The sequence below is a fragment of the Bradyrhizobium sp. sGM-13 genome, assembly GCF_018398875.1.
In the GTDB taxonomy this organism is placed as follows: domain Bacteria; phylum Pseudomonadota; class Alphaproteobacteria; order Rhizobiales; family Xanthobacteraceae; genus Bradyrhizobium.
The window spans coordinates 132451-148512 of sequence record NZ_JAGWDK010000012.1 but is presented as its reverse complement, the minus strand read 5'-3'; the positions used below and the strand labels follow the sequence as shown (position 1 = coordinate 148512).

Here is a 16062-nt window from a genome sequence, read left to right as displayed (position 1 = left end):
GAGCCGGGACTATCTAGGATTGTCGTGCGCTGCCATGTGCGCAGTCCGTTCACAACCAATGTCGGAGGGTCTCGCATTGGATGGGGACGAGCTGTTAGCTCGCAGTGACTTACTTCGGCCGGCGTCCCTTTATCGCATGCGCGCGCGCGTCACAAATGATGCGTCCCCCCGCATCCTCATGGAGGCGAGTGCGCCCCCGCCTCTTGAGTGCTTCTGCGTCTGCAGATTCCATCGTGGCAATGATGGGGGCGATCGAAGGGGCTTCCAGGTTAATTTTCCAGAATTCGTCGAAATGCGCAAAAGTCCGCTGTACCGAGATCTCCCGCGTCTCCACGGCCTCGAGACCGGCACCTGTCCACAAGTCCTGCAGCGCTGGCATTGTGGATGCGTCCATCCGCGACGGGCGTGGAGGCGCAAGACCCATCGCACGCATCTCGACGTGGACCGGATCCAGGGGAAATCCGCCACCCAACATGTCCCACATGTAGGCCGCGACTGTGCCGCCCGGGCTGACCACTCGAACCATTTCCTCGACGCCTTTGGCTGGATCGGGAACGAATACCAGGACCAACGCCATGACGGCGGCATCGAAGCTGTCAGCGGGAAAGGGAAGCGCCATGGCGTCGCCTTGGCGAAACTTCGCCAGGCGCGCCGCAAGTCTGCTGCGTGCAAATGCAAGTTGCCCTTCGGACGGATCAATACCCTGAACGTCCACTGGGGCGCATCGCTCGACCAGGATGTCGGTGAAGGCACCGTTGCCGCAGCCGACGTCGATCCATCGCACGCCCATCGGCGGGGCCAGCCAATCGACAAAGATCTCGCCGGCGAGTCGGCTCCAGACGCCCATCATGCGCTCATAGCTGGCGCCGTCATCGAAGCGAATTTCAGCCATTAGCCAGACCCCCCGCCGCCGCCCTACCGGAAATTCGCCGTCGCAGAGTGCCGCTCTGCTCGGGTTACACCTTCACCATCCTCTTGCCGCGGTTCTCGCCGGCAAGCAGGCCGATCAGCGCTTTCGGCGTGTTCTCGATTCCGTCGATCACGTCCTCCTGCACCTTCAATTTGCCGGAAGCGACCCAGGACTGCAGATCGGCCAGCGCCGCGGCGCTCTGGTCCATAAAGTCCATCACGATGAAGCCTTGCATGACGAGGCGCTTCACCACAATCAGGCCGGGGACGCCGCGCGGACCGTGGGCCGACGGTACGCCGTCATATTGCGAAATCGCGCCGCAGCAGGCGATGCGGCCGCGGTTGTTCATCAGCGAAAGGCAGGCTTCGAGAATCTCGCCGCCGACATTGTCGAAATAGACGTCGATGCCCTTCGGCGCTGCCGATCGCAACGCCTTGAAGGTGGCGCCGTCCTTGTAATTGACGGCGGCGTCAAAGCCGAGTTCGGACGTGAGCCACTGGCACTTGTCCTTGCCGCCGGCAATGCCGATGACGTTGCAGCCCTTGATCTTGGCGATTTGCCCGACGATCGATCCGACGGAGCCGGCGGCAGCCGACACGACGACGGTCTCGCCTTGCTTCGGCTTGCCGACATGCAGGAGACCAAAATAGGCGGTTAGGCCGGCGATGCCGTAGACGCTGAGCAGATGCGTCATCGGCTCCATCTTCGGCATCTTGTTCAGATGCTTTGCCGGTACGGCGGCATAATCCTGCCAGCCGGTGTCGCCGAACACGATATCGCCCGGCGCGAGGCTTAAAGCCTTCGAGGCGACAACCTCCGCGATGCTACCACCAGCCATCACCGTGTTGGCTTCGACGGCCGCGCGATAGGTGGCACCGTGCATCCACGCGCGGTTGGCGGCATCCAGCGAAATATAGCGCGTCCGCACCAGCACCTCGCCATCCTTCGGTTCGGGCACCGTGCCCTGGACCATCTTGAAATGCTCTTGCCCGAGCTTGCCGGTGGGCTTTTCGACCAGCAGGATCTGACGATTGACGGTGTCGCTCATGGTGTTCTCTCCCCTCGGTGTCGCATTCTGGCGTTTCCGGTGCCCTTGGCCGCGGAAAAGCCGTTCGACTGCACGGATTGTGCGCTACGTTCAGAAAAACTCCAAATCCTCCGCGCGGCCGCCCTTTGCGACGGTTGCGTATTCGACCGCCAGGAATAATCCGCCCGCCACATACACTCTGCGCTTTTGTTCCAGAGCCATCTCCTGCGAGAGCCTCACGGCATCCGCGATTGTCGCCGCGACATGAAGGGTTGCGTTGGAATTGCCAAGTCGCGCGGCGGCGGCGATGGTTTGCGGGTCCGCGCCCTTGTGGTGCGCCGCCGTGCAGATGATCGTATCGAACGATGGCGTCAGCGCGTCGACGATCTCGTCGGCCTTCTTGTCGTGCGAGGCGCCAGTGACGAGAATCCAATCGTCGCGGCCATGAATAGCCGTGAGGCTCGCGAGCGATTGCCGGATGCCGTCCGGCGTATGGCCGACATCGATCACCGTGAGCGGGTCTTGCTGGATGACCTCCAGGCGGCCGGGCCAGCGTACGTTGCGCAGGCCGGCGCGTATTGCTGCTTCGATGCGATCGGGAGCCTTGCGCGGATGCTCGCGTTGCAGCCAGAGCAGGAACAGCGTCGTTGCGATGGCGGCGTTGTTGAACTGAAACGTACCGGGCAGGCTCACTTCGATGCGGCGAAAATCATGATAGCCGAACTGGAAATCGAAATGCTGCCCTGACGCGGATTGGGCCTCGTTGTCGACACTGATCTCGTCACGGACGAACAGTGGGGTGCAGCCGCGCCAGCGATTATACTCGACGATATGTCGCCGCAGGTCGCGACAGTTTTCGCCGTACACGATCGTGCCGCCGGCGGCGCAAGCGTCGCTTTTGTCGGAAGCGATCAGTTCAAGCGAGTTGCCGAGCAGATCGACGTGCTCGAAATCGACCGACGTGACGCAGGTCTCGCGCGCGCCGATCAGGCGGACTGGATCGTAGCGTCCGCCGATGCCGGCTTCGAACACTGCGAAATCGCATTCGCTCTTCTGGAAGTGCAAGCAGGCGAGCGCGAACAGCGCTTCGAAAGCGCCGAATTGTTCACCGCGACGGCTCGAGACGTCGGCGACCACCGCCGCTACCTTACGCTTCAGAAGGGCGAGCGCGTCGTCGTCGATTTCGACGTTGTCGACCTGTATCCGTTCGTTGAAACGAAACAGATGCGGGGAAGTGAAGAGACCCGTGCGCAAACCGTAAGCGCGGCCGATTCGAGCGCACATCGCCGCCGTGCTGCCTTTGCCATTAGAGCCGGTCACCACCACCGAGATGCGCCGCAGCCGGGCGCGATCGACGGCCAGCATGTCCAACAGCTCGGCCATGCGCGCGAGGCAGACGCCGTCGCCATATTTCGGCAGGTCGAACACTAGAGCAATCCCATCGTCGAGAAGGTGTGATGCCAGATCTTCAGGATTAGGTCGCCGCGGTTGGAATCCTCCAGCAGCCGGATGGCCGGGTTGGAGTTGACCTCGATGACTTGCATGGAATCCGGTTGGCCACCGATATCTACGAACATGTCGATGGCCGCTACGCGAAGTCCGATCGCGCGCGCGGCCTGCCGCGCCAGCACGATGGCCCCCTCGGACGGTGCATCCGCCAGCACCATCGTGCCGCCAGCACTGAGATTCATCCGCCCGGGCATCTCGCGCCGTTCGCCATTTGCCGGAACGGTGTCGAGTGACGGGTCGTGATCGGCCAGCGAAGCCGGCGAAAGGCCGCGGGCCCGCAAAGCGTCATTGTGGGCCGTCAGCAGTTCGCGGAACGTGCGCACGCCGTCGCCCGAGATCAACGGCGGGCGTTTTCGCGCGCAGTAGAGCGCGTCATCGTCGAGCAGGAAAACGCGATACTCGGTGCCATCGACGATCGGCTGGATCAGAACGGCGTCATAGTATTTCATCACCTCATCGAGATAGCGAACGAGCGCCGCTTCGCTATGAATCGCCTGCGCGAAATCGCCGCGCGCCCCTGTGAGCGGCTTGACGAAGACCGACCCACCCAATGCCTTGAAGCAGGCAATCGCGTCGCTGCGTTCATGGCCGGCCGGGCGATGAGCGCGGTGGCGGTCGTGCAGGAAGAAATACTCGCCGCCGAGCGCGGGCACTCCGGCGTCTCGCAGAATCCTGCTGGCAAAGAACTTGTCCGACGCCAGCGTCGAAGCCGTCGCATTGTTCTGCGGATACCAGGAGCATCGGCCGGCGCCGAAATGAAGCAGCCTGTCGCGCGCGGCGATGCTGAAGATCAATCCCGAGCCGCCGTCGAGGTCGCGAAATGTCAGCCTGAATTCGGCAGCCGCAAACTCTGCATAGACCGCCTGGTCCGGATAGAAGCCCGGTTTTCCCGTTCGAAACTCTGATGGGCTTCGCATGCGATCTCTTTTGAAACGTTCTTAATTCGTCCTAGTCTTTTATTGCCAGATCGGCGCCGAATTCAGCAAGTTAATTGCGCGAGAAAGCGTTAACGAAGACGATCGAACCTTTTTGCAAATTAGACCGACAGCCATTCCGAGTTCTCAATTGTGCTGCAGGTCATATTGACTATGTGTCTGCTGTGCGCAAATGAAGCGGCAAAGCGCCGATGATTTCGCTGATTTTTGGCACTTTGAGGCCCGAAGACCGAAACGTTCTACATCGAGACGTCAGGAAAAACGAAAACACATGAGTGCGTTCTATAGAGAGAAAGTTCTTTCTGTCCGCCACTGGACCGATACGCTTTTCAGCTTCCGGGCCACCCGCGATTCCGGTTTCCGCTTCCAGAACGGCCAGTTCGCGATGATCGGCCTCGAGGTCGAGGGCCGGCCGCTGCTGCGCGCTTACAGCATGGCGAGCGCCAATCACGAGGAAGAGCTCGAGTTCTTCTCCATCAAGGTTGCGGACGGGCCGTTGACCTCGAAGCTGCAGAAGATCCGCGAGGGCGACGAGATTCTGGTCGGCCGCAAGGCGACCGGCACGCTGATCACCGACAATCTGATTCCGGGCAAGCGCTTGCTGCTGCTGTCGACCGGCACGGGCCTTGCGCCGTTCGCCAGCCTGATCAAGGACCCCGACGTCTATGAGCGGTTCGAGACCATCGTGCTCGTTCACGGCTGCCGTCAGGTCTCCGAACTTGCTTATGGTGAAGATCTGGTCGCCAAGCTGCGCGACGACGAGTTGTTCGGGCCGCTGCTGTCGGAGAAGCTCTTGTACTATCCGACCGTGACGCGCGAACCGTTCCGTAATCGCGGCCGCATCACCGACCTGATCTCATCCGAGCAGTTGTTCAACGACATCCACCAGCCGCCGCTCAATATCGAGACCGATCGCATCATGATGTGCGGCAGCCCGGCCATGCTGGAAGAGCTGAAGCAGATGTTCGAATCCGGCGGCTTCATCGAAGGCAGCGGCAACAAGCCCGGTCATTTCGTGATTGAAAAAGCGTTCGTCGAGCGCTGAGGGTTCAATTCATCCGCTGTCGTCCCTGCGAAAGCAGGGACCCATAGCCACAAATGCTTGTTGCTTAACTACGCCGGGGCCACCGCCTCGGCGTAATCATTCCTGTCTGTGGTTATGGGTCCCTGCTTTCGCAGGGACGACGTGGTGATAGATCGTTGTTCGCGGCCCAGTAGCCCACCCCGTTCCCTCACTGCTATAACCCTCCCGTAACGTCGCTCGGCTCGTTGCCGACGCGACGATCGACAGAGCGTGCGTGCCGGTGCGCTACGAGGTTGTGCGGCAAGGACTGCACTCGTCTCTACGCCATTGCGCCGCACTGCAAAAAGGCGACAGGTTTATTCGGACCGGGAGCATCCCGTTTATTTTTTCAAGTCGCCGTCACTTCCGTGAAGGTCGCTCCGTATATCGTGTAGCGCCCGTTGTATCGCCCGTTGTATACCGTGTAGCGCCCGTTCCGGCGATTGGACTAAGCTGCCGTCCGGCAAGGATAATTTGGGTGAGGGGGTTCCATGGAGACGCTGCTGCTTCCGTTCTCGCCACGCTACATCGTGCTGACAATCTGCGCCGTCGTCACGGCACTGCTCATCGGCATCGGGATCTTCGACAATAATCTGAAAGTGTGGGAGTTGCTGCTGCTGCCGATCGTGGTCTTCGGCGCGCTTACGTTGCTGGGCATTCGCGATCTCCTGCAGAAGAACCACGCGGTGTTGCGCAATTATCCGATCTCGGCGCACATTCGTTTCTTGCTCGAAGAAATTCGTCCGGAGATACGGCAGTACTTCTTCGAGAGCGAGAAGGACGGCATGCCGTTCTCCCGCGACACCCGCGCTCTGGTCTATCAGCGCGCCAAGATGGTGCTCGACAAGCGGCCGTTCGGCACCCAGGAGGACGTCTATCGCGATGGTTATGAATGGATGCACCATTCGATGGCGCCGAAGGCTCGTGCCGTCGAGCAATTTCGCGTCACCATCGGTGGTCCGGATTGCACCAAGCCGTACTCGGCCTCGGTCTTCAACATCTCGGCGATGAGTTTTGGCGCGCTTAGCCCCAACGCGGTGCGGGCGCTGAATGCCGGTGCGAAGAAGGGCAGTTTTGCGCATGACACCGGTGAGGGCGGCGTCAGTCCTTACCACCGCGAACACGGCGGTGACATCATCTGGGAAATCGGCTCGGGCTATTTCGGCTGCCGCAACCGCGACGGCTCGTTCAACCCGGAGGAATTTGCCCGCATCGCCAGCGACGATCAGATCAAGATGGTCGAACTCAAGGTCAGCCAGGGCGCCAAGCCCGGACATGGCGGGGTCCTTCCGGCGGCCAAGGTCTCTGAAGAGATCTCCAAAATTCGCGGTGTCCCTATGGGCGAGGATTGCATTTCTCCGGCCACGCACCGCGCGTTCTCGACGCCGCTGGAAATGATGGTTTTCATCGGCGAGATGCGGCGACTATCCGGCGGCAAGCCGGCCGGGTTCAAGCTGTGCGTCGGTCATCCCTGGGAATTCCTGGCGATCTGCAAGGCGATGGTTCAGACCGGGATATATCCTGATTTCATCGTGGTGGACGGCAATGAAGGCGGCACCGGCGCTGCGCCGCTGGAATTCATGGACCATTTGGGCATGCCGATGCGGGAGGGCGTCAATTTCGTCCATAATGCACTGATCGGCATCAATGCGCGTGACCGCGTCAAGATCGGTGCCGCCGGCAAGATCGCGACCGCATTCGACATGGCGCGTGCGATGGCGATCGGCGCCGACTGGTGCAATTCTGCGCGCGGGTTCATGTTCGCGCTCGGCTGCATCCAGTCGCTGAGCTGCCATACCGATCGATGCCCGACCGGCGTGAGCACCCAGGATCCGCTTCGCGCCCGCGCGCTGGTGGTGCCGGACAAGACCGCACGGGTCTACAATTATCACCACGCTACCCTGCACGCCCTGTCCGAGCTTATCGCCGCAGCCGGCCTCGATCATCCGCGGCAATTGCGGCCGATCCACTTCTCGCAGCGATCCTCCACGAATGACACGTTGTCATTCGCGCAACTCTATCCACAGCTACGTCCGGGCGAGTTGATCGAAGGCACCCAGGATCCGCGCTTCCGCGATGCATGGGCGATGGCGCGCGCAGATTCGTTCCAGCCGGCGGATTGATGTCTCGTCGTCCCTGCGAACGCAGGGACCCATACCGCGTGATCTATCGATACGGCGGAGTGGCAGACGTCCTCGCAAAAACAATTTCGGCCCGGTGGTTGTCGGTCCCTGCGTTCGCAGGGACGACCGCCGAATGACTAAAACTCTCCGCGCAGCAGCCGCTCGAGAACACGTGGACCGGGCCGCGCTCGGCGTTGTAGGCGGGGTTGGTGATAAGCTGGTAGTCGGCGGGCCGAAAACCGGATCGAGCAGGAGCGCAATCTGCGTTGCGAGCTTTCTTGGGAACAATTCGCAATTGCAAGAAGCATTGAACTGCTTCGTCTAAATGACATGGTTACGTGACGTGTGCGCAACATACCGGCCCGGTCAGGGCGATGGTGCGCAAAAAGGTGACCCGCCCGGGGGGACAACCGGGCGGGTCGGGTGCGGCACGGGGGTGGATGAGGCGCCCGTGCCGGACGCTGATCCACGACAAAGCGTTTTCGAGCGAAGTAATGTCCTCGGACTTGATCCGTGGGTGGCCCTTCCGGTTCGCGTGAAGACAACGCGTTAAACAAGAGAAGCGCTTTCAGGGTCTGAAGTGGTTTGCTTGCAAGGAAATCGCTTCTCAAACAGCAACCAAGTCAGCCGCATAAATCAGTAGGCGCAGGTCCGGACGCGGCCGATGTAATTGCCGAAAGCGTCGAACTGGCGAACCCAGCCGCAGCGGCGATAGCCGTCATAGTAGTAGTGGGGACCCGAAGCGGCGATGGCCGTGCCGACGATGGCTGCGCCAACGAGGCCGGCTCCGACACCCCAGTGCAGCGGCTTGGCCTGAGCCTGTGTGGAAGCCATGCCGCCGGTAACGGCAAGGGTAGCGAGAGCGAGAGCGGCGAACTTGGTCTTGATCGACATGGAAGTCTCCATCCTTAAGTTAAGCGGCCATTGTGGTCCGCATGCCCAGTTGGACGGAGCACGTTGAAAGGCGGTTCGAGGCGGCGGCCGGAAATATGGTTTCGTCGTTTATTTCCTCGATATTTCAGATGGTTAGGAGAATAAATCGCGATTTTATGCTTTACGAAGAAACAATTCCGGATCGAATTTGTCGACGTCATCGAGCAGTTCGCAGAACGCCCGCGCGCCGTGATCGAGCAGTAGTTCGCCCTTCTCCGCAGTAGCTTTGGTGGCATCGCCCACCGCGCCGCTTTCGTTAAGGTCCTGCATCTGCCACGCGAAAGGGACCGGCCGATGCGCCGAGAGCCAACGAAATTCTTTCTCCATCGCGATGCTGGCAGGGCGAAAATCGGCGATCGCCTCGCTCCGCACCGTGTGCGGATAGCGCGCCAGCATGATGGAGGTCTCGACCGCGCCGCCGTGAATGCCGTGACGCAGCTCTTCGGCCGAAAACAATCCATCCGGCGCGCCGAAGCGCGACCAACTGGTCGTCACTACGAGCAGCCCGTGATGTGCGCGCAGATCCTGCGCGACCAGCGACATCGCCGCGCTGTTGCCGCCATGGCTCGTCACGATCACGAGCTTGCGGATGCCGGCTTGCGCAACGCGCTCGCCGATCGCCATCCACTCCTTCAATGCGGCCTCGGTCGGCAGCGTCAGCGTGCCCGGAAAATCGATGTGCTCGGTGGAAATGCCGACCGGCTGCAGCGGCAGAAAGGTGACGGGTAGCGCGACCGGCAACAGCTCGCGCACCCGCGCCAGATAGGCCTCGCCGATCAGGACGTCGGTTTCCAGCGGCAGATGCGGGCCGTGCTGTTCGGTGGCTGCCAATGGCAGCACCGCGATCCAGCGCGCGGCGTCGGCCTTAGCGCCATTCTTGGCAGTGTCGGACCAGCGGATGTCGGTCCAGTCGCGGGGCGGAACGGTTGAGGCCATCGAGCGAAGCGTTTCTTTGGATGAATTTGCAGGGTAGTTTGTTAGATAGTCCGGGAATGGTCCGATCCCTGGACAAACCTCTTGGGACGTAGTCCTTAGCCTCTCATCATGGGCCAGAATGATCGACGGAGTCCAACCATGAACCCGGCCTTTTTGCTGCGAGCGTTAACCGCAGGTCTTCTGGCGCTGACCGCAGGACCAATGCCTTCGCGCGCCGAAACCCTCGACAAGGTGTCGTTCGGAACCAACTGGGTCGCGGAGGCCGAGCATGGCGGCTTCTTCCAGGCGGTCGCCGACGGCACCTACAAGAAATACGGCCTCGACGTCACCATCGTTCCCGGCGGGCCCAACACCAACAACCGCATCCTGCTGACCGCCGGCAAGCTCGACTTCTTCATGAGCGCGAACACGCTGCAATCGTTCGACGCCGTTGCCAATAACGTGCCGCTGATTGCGGTCGCCGCGATCTTCCAGAAGGATCCGCAGGTATTCCTCACCCATCCGGAAACCAAAATTGCAAAACTCGAAGATCTCAAGCCGTTGACGCTGCTGGTGTCCAAGGAAGGTGTCGCGAGCTACTTCCAGTGGCTGAAGTCCGAATATGGGTTCAGCGAGAGTAAGGTAAAGCCCTACACCTTCAATCCGCAGCCTTTCATCGTGAACAAGCAGAGCGCGATGCAGGGGTACGTTACCTCCGAGCCCTACGCCGTCGAGAAGGCGGCCGGCTTCAAGCCCGGGGTGATCCTGCTCGCCGATCACGGCTTCAACGCCTACTCGACGCTGATCGAGACGCGCCGCGAGATCGTCGACAAGAAGCCGGATCTCGTGCAGCGCTTTGTCGATGCCTCCGTCATCGGCTGGTACAACTATCTCTACGGCGACAATTCCGCCGGCAACGCGATGATCAAGAAGATCAACCCGGAGATGACCGACGAGCTGCTCAGCTATTCCGTCACCAAGATGAAGGAATACGGCATCGTCGATTCCGGCGATACGTTGCGCGACGGCATCGGCGCCATGAACGACGCGCGCGTGGCGAGCTTCTTCGACAAGATGGTGCGGGCCGGCGTGGTTCGCCGCGATATCGACTACCGCCAGGCCTACACGCTTCGCTTCGTCAACAAGGCCGTCGGTGTTGATCTGCGGCCGAAGAACTGACGCGAGATGGCCGGGCCCGCTTTGCCGGAGACGTATAGCGATGCGGCGGGCCTCGCAGTGCGCCTGCGCGCGGTAAGCAAGACTTATGATAGCGGAGTGACCGCGCTTGGGCCGCTCGATCTCGATGTCGCAAAAGGCGACTTCGTCTCGCTGCTCGGGCCTTCCGGCTGCGGAAAATCCACAGCGCTACGGCTGATCGCGGGGCTCGGTGCGCCGAGTGCGGGCACGGTGAGCGTTCCCCATCGCACCAACAAGGCGGATGGGCGGCATCCCATCGGCTTTGTGTTTCAGGAGCCCACGCTGATGCCGTGGGCGAGCGTGCGCGACAATGTTCGCCTGCCGCTGAAGCTTGCGCATGCGGCGCCGGCCGAAGCCGACCGGCGCATCGAGGAGGCGCTGGCGCAGGTTGGTCTTGCCGAATTCGCCGGTGCATACCCCCGCGAATTGTCAGGCGGCATGAAGATGCGGGTGTCATTGGCGCGGGCGCTGGTCACCGGTCCGGACATTCTCCTGCTGGATGAGCCGTTCGCGGCGCTCGACGAGATCACGCGCTTTCGGCTCAACAACGACCTGCTGGCGCTGTGGCGCAAGCTGCACAAGACCGTCATTTTCGTTACCCACTCGGTATTCGAGTCGGTCTATCTGTCGCAGCGGGTGATCGTGATGACGGCGCGCCCAGGGCGCGTCCGAGCCGAGTTTCGCATCGCGACGGCGGAGCCGCGCGGGGAGGAGTTTCGCACCTCGGCCGACTATGCCGGCTATTGCCGCGAGGTCTCGAACGCACTGGCGCCTGCCTATTCCGGACAGCGTAGCGCATGAGTTCCCTGCAGAACATCGGCCGCATGCTGCTTCCCGTTGTCGTGCTCGCAGCGGGCTTGGCGTTGTGGGAATTCGTCGTCCGCGTCAACGATATCCAGCCCTATGTGCTGCCGAGCCCGACAACAGTTTTTCAGACGCTCGTCAGCGACTGGCCGGTGCTGTCGGAATCGCTGGGTGTCACCTTGCTCACGACGCTGGAAGGTTTCATCGCCGCAGCCGTCGGCGGCGTCGCGCTGGCGCTGGTGTTCAACCAATCGAAATGGCTGGAATATTCGCTGTTTCCCTATGCGGTGATCCTGCAGGTCACGCCGGTGATCGCAATTGCGCCGTTATTGCTGATCTATCTGCCCCAGCAGACGGCGGTGATTGTCTGCGCCTGGATCGTCGGTTTCTTTCCGGTTCTGTCCAACACCACGCTCGGGCTGAATTCGGTGGACCGCAATCTGGCCGGACTGTTTCAACTCTACGGCGCGTCACGGCTTCAGACGTTGCGGTACCTGAAGTTGCCGGCGGCGCTGCCGTTCATCCTCGGTGGCTTGCGGATCGCGGGCGGCCTGTCGCTGATCGGCGCCGTGGTCGCCGAAATCGCCGCGGGCACGGCGGGCGCCGGCTCCGGCCTCGCCTTCCGGATCGCCGAGTCCGGTTATCGCCTCAACATTCCCCGAATGTTCGCGGCGTTATTGTTGCTGTCGGTGGCCGGGATTGTCATCTATGGGCTGCTGGCGCTAGTTTCGCATCTGGTACTACGGCGCTGGCATGAGAGCGCGCTTGGAAAGGAAAATTGATGGCTGCCGCGAATATTTCGTCCGAGAAGATCGATCTGTTGATCTACGGACCTGTCAGGCCGATCCTGGAAAACGGCTTTCCGGATCAGTACGTCCTGCATATGGCGGAGAGCCGCGCCGACCTCGAGCGCTTGACATCAGATACGGTCGCAAAGATCCGCGGCATGGCGGTCACCTATCACATGGTGCCGGCGGACGCGAAGGCGCTGTCGCAATTTCCGAAGCTTGAAATCGTCGCGAGCTTCGGCGTCGGCTACGACCACGTCGACTCGGCTTATGCGCGCGAGCACAATATCGTCGTCACCAACACGCCCGACGTGCTGACGGAAGAAGTCGCCGACGTCGCGATGGGGCTACTGATCGCGACCTTGCGCGAATTCGTCAAGGCCGACCGCTATCTGCGCTCCGGCCTATGGCAGGCGCAGAACTATCCCTTGAGCGCCGGTTCGCTGCGCGACCGCAAGGTCGGGATCGTCGGCATGGGCCGCATCGGCCAGGCGATCGGCCGCCGGCTCGAGGCCTCGCGCGTGCCGGTTTGCTATCATTCGCGCAATCCGTCGCCGGCCGTGTCCTACCAGCATTATCCTGACCTGATAGAGATGGCGAAAGCGGTCGATACGCTGATCGTCATCGTGCCCGGCGGCGCCTCGACCGCCAAGATGATCAATGCCGACGTGTTGCAGGCGCTTGGTCCGCGCGGCGTTTTGATCAACGTCGCGCGCGGTTCCGTCGTCGACGAGCCGGCGCTGGTCGCGGCGCTGAAATCCGGCACCATCCTCGCCGCCGGGCTCGATGTCTTCGCCAACGAGCCGAACGTGCCGGACGAGTTGATGGCCATGCAAAATGTCGTGCTGTTGCCACATATCGGCTCAGCTTCGGTGGTAACGCGGAATGCCATGGATCAGCTGGTCGTCGATAACCTGAAAAACTGGTTTGCCGGCAAGGCGCCCTTGACGCCCGTTCCGGAAACCCCGGTGAAGGGACGCTGATGTTGCTTGGGCGTTCGGGCATTACGGCAGCAGCACTGACAGTGCTGCTCGCGCTTGCGCCGCAGGTGGCGGCGCAGGATGCCGCGGCCCTGAAGAAGGAAATGATCGGGCAGTGGGAACTCGCCACCACCGAGCGCAGCAAAACTTGCGTCATCACGATGAAGGCCGATGCGACGCCGCAAGGGCTCAGGCTTGAGCTTGAGCCCGGTTGCGCCAAGGCATTGCCGTTCACCAAGGACATCACGGCCTGGAACATCAAGGGGCTGGACATCGTGCGGCTCCAGGACGCGGCAGGCCAGCCGGTAATCGACTTCACCGAGGTGGAGAGCGGCATTTTCGAGGGTCTGCGGACCGGCGAGGGCGTCTACATCCTGCAGAACCTCGCCGCCGCCCGCTCGCTCGCCAAGTCGATGGACCAGATGATCGGCGACTGGTCGATGGTTCGCGGCAATGGGCAGACGGTCTGCGGCCTGACGCTGACCAACACCGAGGCGACCGGGGATAATTTCCAGGTGTTCCTGAAGCCGAAATGCGATCCGGCGGTTGCGGCCTTCGCGCCGAACCAGTGGCGGCTGGAGCGCGGACAGATGATCCTGATGTCGGCCAAAGGCGAGACCTGGCAGTTCGAGGCCGACGACAATGCGCAGTGGCGGCGCGTGCCTGATACCGCCGATCCCCTGATCATGATCCGGGGACAATAGGCGGTATCCCCCGGGGGCCTGGATTTTTTTACAAGCGCATGTCGATCCGGCCGCGGCTGGATCGTCGTTCCCTGTAGCGAGACGGAATGGCCGGCCTGATGCCGCCAACTCGCAGCACAGGAGTTGTACATGCGCTTCATGTCCATCGTTACTTCCCCGCAACCGATGAAGGCCCCGACGCCCGCCCTGATGGAAGCGATGGGCAAGCTTGCCGAACGCGAGATCAAGGCCGGCCGGATGATCGACATGGGCGGGCTGACCCCGTTGCAGCAGGGGGCGCGGGTCTCGATCGACGGCGGCAAGCTGCGAGTCACCGACGGCCCGTTTGTGGAGGCCAAGGAAGTGGTCGGTGGCTACGCCATCTTCGAGTTCCGCGACAAGGCGGAAGCGCTCGCCATGGCCCAGGAATTCATGCAGCTTCATCTCGACCACATGCCCGGCTGGGAAGGCACCTGCGAGCTGCGCGCCATGGCCGGCCACGGCCTGGAAACGACCTGCGGCGACGTCGAAGCCCCTGCGCACGCCTGATGGCGCGGCATAGCCGATCTGGTCGGCGGCGGTGACGGCCGCCGACGTCAATCGCACCATCCTCGCGGTTTGGCGCATCGAACAGCCGCGCCTGATCACGGGGTTGTCGCGAATGCTGCGCGACGTGCCGCTGGCGGAGGATTTGACCCAGGAAGCCCTGGTCGCAGCGTTTGGAGCATTGGCCCGCCAGCGGCGTGCCGGAGAAGCCCGGGGCGTGGCTGATGGCGCTGGCCAAGCGCCGTGCGCTGGATCATCTGCGCCGCCGCAGCATGCTCGCACGCAAGCATGAGATGCTGACGCGCGACCTCGAGCAGGAGCAACTGGCGATGCCGGACCCGGACGCCGCACTCGACGACGATATCGGTGACGAGCTGCTGCGGCTGATCTTCACCGCCTGCCATCCAAAACTGTCGCGCGAGGCGCGCGCGGCGCTGGCGCTCCGAATGATCTGCGGTCTAACCACGGAAGAGATCGCGCGCGCCTTCCTGCAGCCGGAAGCGACCATCGCCCAGCGCATCGTGCGGGCGAAGCGGACGCTGTCCGAATCCGGCCTAGCCTACGAAACGCCACGCGGCGAGCAGCTTTCGGAACGGCTCGCCTCGGTGCTGGAGGTCGTCTATCTCATCTTCAACGAAGGCTATACGGCCGCCCGCGGCGACGAATGGCTGCGGCCGCAGCTCTGCAACGACGCGCTGCGCATGGGCCGCGTGCTGACGCTGGTCGCTCCGCAAGAAGCCGAAGCCCACGGCCTGCTCGCGCTGATGGAGCTGAATGCTTCACGCACCGCAGCGCGCACCGACGCAGCCGGCGATCCGATTCTTCTGATGGACCAGAACCGCGCGCTGTGGGACCGGCTTCAGATCCGCCGGGGATTGCTGGCGCTGGCGCGAGCCTACGAACTCGACGGAGGGGGCGGATTCTACACGCTGCAGGCTGAGATCGTTGCTTGTCACGCCAGGGCCGTTACACCTGATGAAACAGAGTGGCCGCGAATCGCCGAGCTCTACGCCAAATTGGGCGCGCTGGTGCGCTCGCCGATCATCGAGCTCAACCGCGCCGTGGCGATCGGTATGGCCGAAGGGCCGACGGCTGCGCTTGCGATCGTGGACGGATTGGCGGGCGAGCCTGCGCTGAAAGCCTATCACCTCTTCCCAAGCGTCCGCGGCGATCTGCTTCGCAAGCTCGGCCGCTTCGCGGAAGCCCGCGCTGCCTTCGAGCTCGCGTCAACACTTGCGACCAACAAGCGAGAACGCGAATTGTTGCGGCGGCGGGCCACTGAGACGAGCAGTGGCGCGCCGAAGCCGTTCTGACTTCAGATGAACCGGAATTGCGACTGCTCGCGCTTGGCGAGTTTCGGAATCGCCTGCCCAAGAATGATGTTCTTGAAGTGATCGGTCTGCTGATGCTCGGCGAAGGCCGCTTCGCCTGCGAATACCTCGTAAAAGAAGAATTCACGTGGCTTGGCGATGTTCTGGTGAATCTGGAATGCCTTCACGCCGGGCTCACGCTGTGCCTGCGGCAGAAAATCCTTGAGAAGCTCCGCGACGGTGGCTTCCTCGCCGGAATTGACTTCCCAGAATGCGGTGACGACCAGGTTCTGGTTTGCGTTGTTGGTGGTAGCCATAACGTTCTCCTGTGACATTCAG

Annotated in this window: 15 protein-coding genes and 1 pseudogene; 9 read left to right on the top strand and 7 right to left on the bottom strand. The window is 62.1% G+C overall.

Annotation, left to right across the window (positions count from 1 at the left end):
* Window positions 1–109 precede the first annotated feature (109 nt).
* From KJQ96_RS20170 to KJQ96_RS20155, 4 genes are all read right to left on the bottom strand, one after another.
* Window positions 110–892, bottom strand: a complete 783-nt coding sequence (locus KJQ96_RS20170; RefSeq protein WP_213288298.1) for a class I SAM-dependent methyltransferase — start codon at window positions 890–892, stop codon at window positions 110–112.
* A gap of 64 nt (window positions 893–956) precedes the next feature.
* Window positions 957–1958 (bottom strand): NADP-dependent oxidoreductase, encoded by a 1002-nt coding sequence (locus tag KJQ96_RS20165; protein ID WP_213288297.1) that lies wholly within the window; start codon window positions 1956–1958, stop codon window positions 957–959.
* Window positions 1959–2048: 90 nt separating this feature from the next.
* On the bottom strand, window positions 2049–3365 hold the full coding sequence (locus KJQ96_RS20160) for a glutamate ligase domain-containing protein (protein ID WP_213288296.1): 1317 nt from the start codon (window positions 3363–3365) through the stop codon (window positions 2049–2051).
* Complete coding sequence (locus KJQ96_RS20155; protein WP_213288295.1) at window positions 3365–4363, bottom strand: hypothetical protein; 999 nt, start codon at window positions 4361–4363, stop codon at window positions 3365–3367. Before KJQ96_RS20155 ends, KJQ96_RS20160 begins: the two co-directional genes overlap by 1 nt.
* A gap of 289 nt (window positions 4364–4652) precedes the next feature.
* On the opposite strand from KJQ96_RS20155, the gene KJQ96_RS20150 reads away from it, so the two are divergent.
* Both KJQ96_RS20150 and KJQ96_RS20145 read left to right on the top strand, forming a co-directional pair.
* On the top strand, window positions 4653–5426 hold the full coding sequence (locus KJQ96_RS20150; protein WP_213288294.1) for a ferredoxin--NADP reductase: 774 nt from the start codon (window positions 4653–4655) through the stop codon (window positions 5424–5426).
* 509 nt (window positions 5427–5935) lie between these two features.
* Window positions 5936–7567: an FMN-binding glutamate synthase family protein gene (locus tag KJQ96_RS20145; protein ID WP_213288293.1), complete on the top strand. Its 1632-nt coding sequence runs from the start codon at window positions 5936–5938 to the stop codon at window positions 7565–7567.
* A gap of 636 nt (window positions 7568–8203) precedes the next feature.
* Here KJQ96_RS20145 and KJQ96_RS20140 read toward each other — a convergent pair.
* Both KJQ96_RS20140 and KJQ96_RS20135 read right to left on the bottom strand, forming a co-directional pair.
* Complete coding sequence (locus KJQ96_RS20140; protein ID WP_028351026.1) at window positions 8204–8461, bottom strand: hypothetical protein; 258 nt, start codon at window positions 8459–8461, stop codon at window positions 8204–8206.
* 153 nt (window positions 8462–8614) lie between these two features.
* The gene (locus KJQ96_RS20135) at window positions 8615–9436 is read right to left on the bottom strand and encodes a creatininase family protein (protein WP_213288292.1); all 822 of its coding nucleotides are present in this window, start codon (window positions 9434–9436) and stop codon (window positions 8615–8617) included.
* A gap of 138 nt (window positions 9437–9574) precedes the next feature.
* Here KJQ96_RS20135 and KJQ96_RS20130 point away from each other — a divergent pair, with 138 nt between their 5' ends.
* The 7 genes and pseudogenes from KJQ96_RS20130 to KJQ96_RS20100 all read left to right on the top strand — a co-directional run bounded on the left by KJQ96_RS20130 (window position 9575) and on the right by KJQ96_RS20100 (window position 15726).
* The gene (locus tag KJQ96_RS20130; RefSeq protein ID WP_213288291.1) at window positions 9575–10594 is read left to right on the top strand and encodes an ABC transporter substrate-binding protein; all 1020 of its coding nucleotides are present in this window, start codon (window positions 9575–9577) and stop codon (window positions 10592–10594) included.
* Between the two features lie 6 nt (window positions 10595–10600).
* The gene (locus KJQ96_RS20125; RefSeq protein WP_213288290.1) at window positions 10601–11413 is read left to right on the top strand and encodes an ABC transporter ATP-binding protein; all 813 of its coding nucleotides are present in this window, start codon (window positions 10601–10603) and stop codon (window positions 11411–11413) included.
* A complete protein-coding gene (locus KJQ96_RS20120) occupies window positions 11410–12198 on the top strand; it encodes an ABC transporter permease (protein WP_213288289.1) in 789 nt (262 codons plus the stop codon). Before KJQ96_RS20125 ends, KJQ96_RS20120 begins: the two co-directional genes overlap by 4 nt.
* Window positions 12198–13187, top strand: a complete 990-nt coding sequence (locus tag KJQ96_RS20115) for a 2-hydroxyacid dehydrogenase (protein ID WP_213288288.1) — start codon at window positions 12198–12200, stop codon at window positions 13185–13187. The genes KJQ96_RS20120 and KJQ96_RS20115 overlap by 1 nt, the downstream gene beginning before the upstream one ends.
* Window positions 13187–13888 carry an AprI/Inh family metalloprotease inhibitor gene (locus KJQ96_RS20110; RefSeq protein ID WP_213288287.1) on the top strand — a complete coding sequence of 234 codons (702 nt, stop codon included), beginning with the start codon at window positions 13187–13189 and terminating at the stop codon, window positions 13886–13888. Before KJQ96_RS20115 ends, KJQ96_RS20110 begins: the two co-directional genes overlap by 1 nt.
* A gap of 129 nt (window positions 13889–14017) precedes the next feature.
* The gene (locus KJQ96_RS20105) at window positions 14018–14416 is read left to right on the top strand and encodes a YciI family protein (protein WP_213288286.1); all 399 of its coding nucleotides are present in this window, start codon (window positions 14018–14020) and stop codon (window positions 14414–14416) included.
* A 31-nt stretch (window positions 14417–14447) separates the two neighbouring features.
* Window positions 14448–15726: pseudogene (locus KJQ96_RS20100) on the top strand (RNA polymerase sigma factor).
* A gap of 2 nt (window positions 15727–15728) precedes the next feature.
* Here KJQ96_RS20100 and KJQ96_RS20095 read toward each other — a convergent pair.
* The gene (locus KJQ96_RS20095; protein ID WP_249734249.1) at window positions 15729–16040 is read right to left on the bottom strand and encodes a putative quinol monooxygenase; all 312 of its coding nucleotides are present in this window, start codon (window positions 16038–16040) and stop codon (window positions 15729–15731) included.
* Between the last annotated feature and the right edge of the window lie 22 nt (window positions 16041–16062).

Coding starts and splice junctions, on each gene's coding strand:
- KJQ96_RS20170 (WP_213288298.1), bottom strand. CDS start 892: ATGGCTGAAATTCGCTTCGATGACGGCGCCAGCTATGAGCGCATGATG.
- KJQ96_RS20165 (WP_213288297.1), bottom strand. CDS start 1,958: ATGAGCGACACCGTCAATCGTCAGATCCTGCTGGTCGAAAAGCCCACC.
- KJQ96_RS20155 (WP_213288295.1), bottom strand. CDS start 4,363: ATGCGAAGCCCATCAGAGTTTCGAACGGGAAAACCGGGCTTCTATCCG.
- KJQ96_RS20150 (WP_213288294.1), top strand. CDS start 4,653: ATGAGTGCGTTCTATAGAGAGAAAGTTCTTTCTGTCCGCCACTGGACC.
- KJQ96_RS20145 (WP_213288293.1), top strand. CDS start 5,936: ATGGAGACGCTGCTGCTTCCGTTCTCGCCACGCTACATCGTGCTGACA.
- KJQ96_RS20140 (WP_028351026.1), bottom strand. CDS start 8,461: ATGTCGATCAAGACCAAGTTCGCCGCTCTCGCTCTCGCTACCCTTGCC.
- KJQ96_RS20135 (WP_213288292.1), bottom strand. CDS start 9,436: ATGGCCTCAACCGTTCCGCCCCGCGACTGGACCGACATCCGCTGGTCC.
- KJQ96_RS20130 (WP_213288291.1), top strand. CDS start 9,575: ATGAACCCGGCCTTTTTGCTGCGAGCGTTAACCGCAGGTCTTCTGGCG.
- KJQ96_RS20125 (WP_213288290.1), top strand. CDS start 10,601: ATGGCCGGGCCCGCTTTGCCGGAGACGTATAGCGATGCGGCGGGCCTC.
- KJQ96_RS20120 (WP_213288289.1), top strand. CDS start 11,410: ATGAGTTCCCTGCAGAACATCGGCCGCATGCTGCTTCCCGTTGTCGTG.
- KJQ96_RS20115 (WP_213288288.1), top strand. CDS start 12,198: ATGGCTGCCGCGAATATTTCGTCCGAGAAGATCGATCTGTTGATCTAC.
- KJQ96_RS20110 (WP_213288287.1), top strand. CDS start 13,187: ATGTTGCTTGGGCGTTCGGGCATTACGGCAGCAGCACTGACAGTGCTG.
- KJQ96_RS20105 (WP_213288286.1), top strand. CDS start 14,018: ATGCGCTTCATGTCCATCGTTACTTCCCCGCAACCGATGAAGGCCCCG.
- KJQ96_RS20095 (WP_249734249.1), bottom strand. CDS start 16,040: ATGGCTACCACCAACAACGCAAACCAGAACCTGGTCGTCACCGCATTC.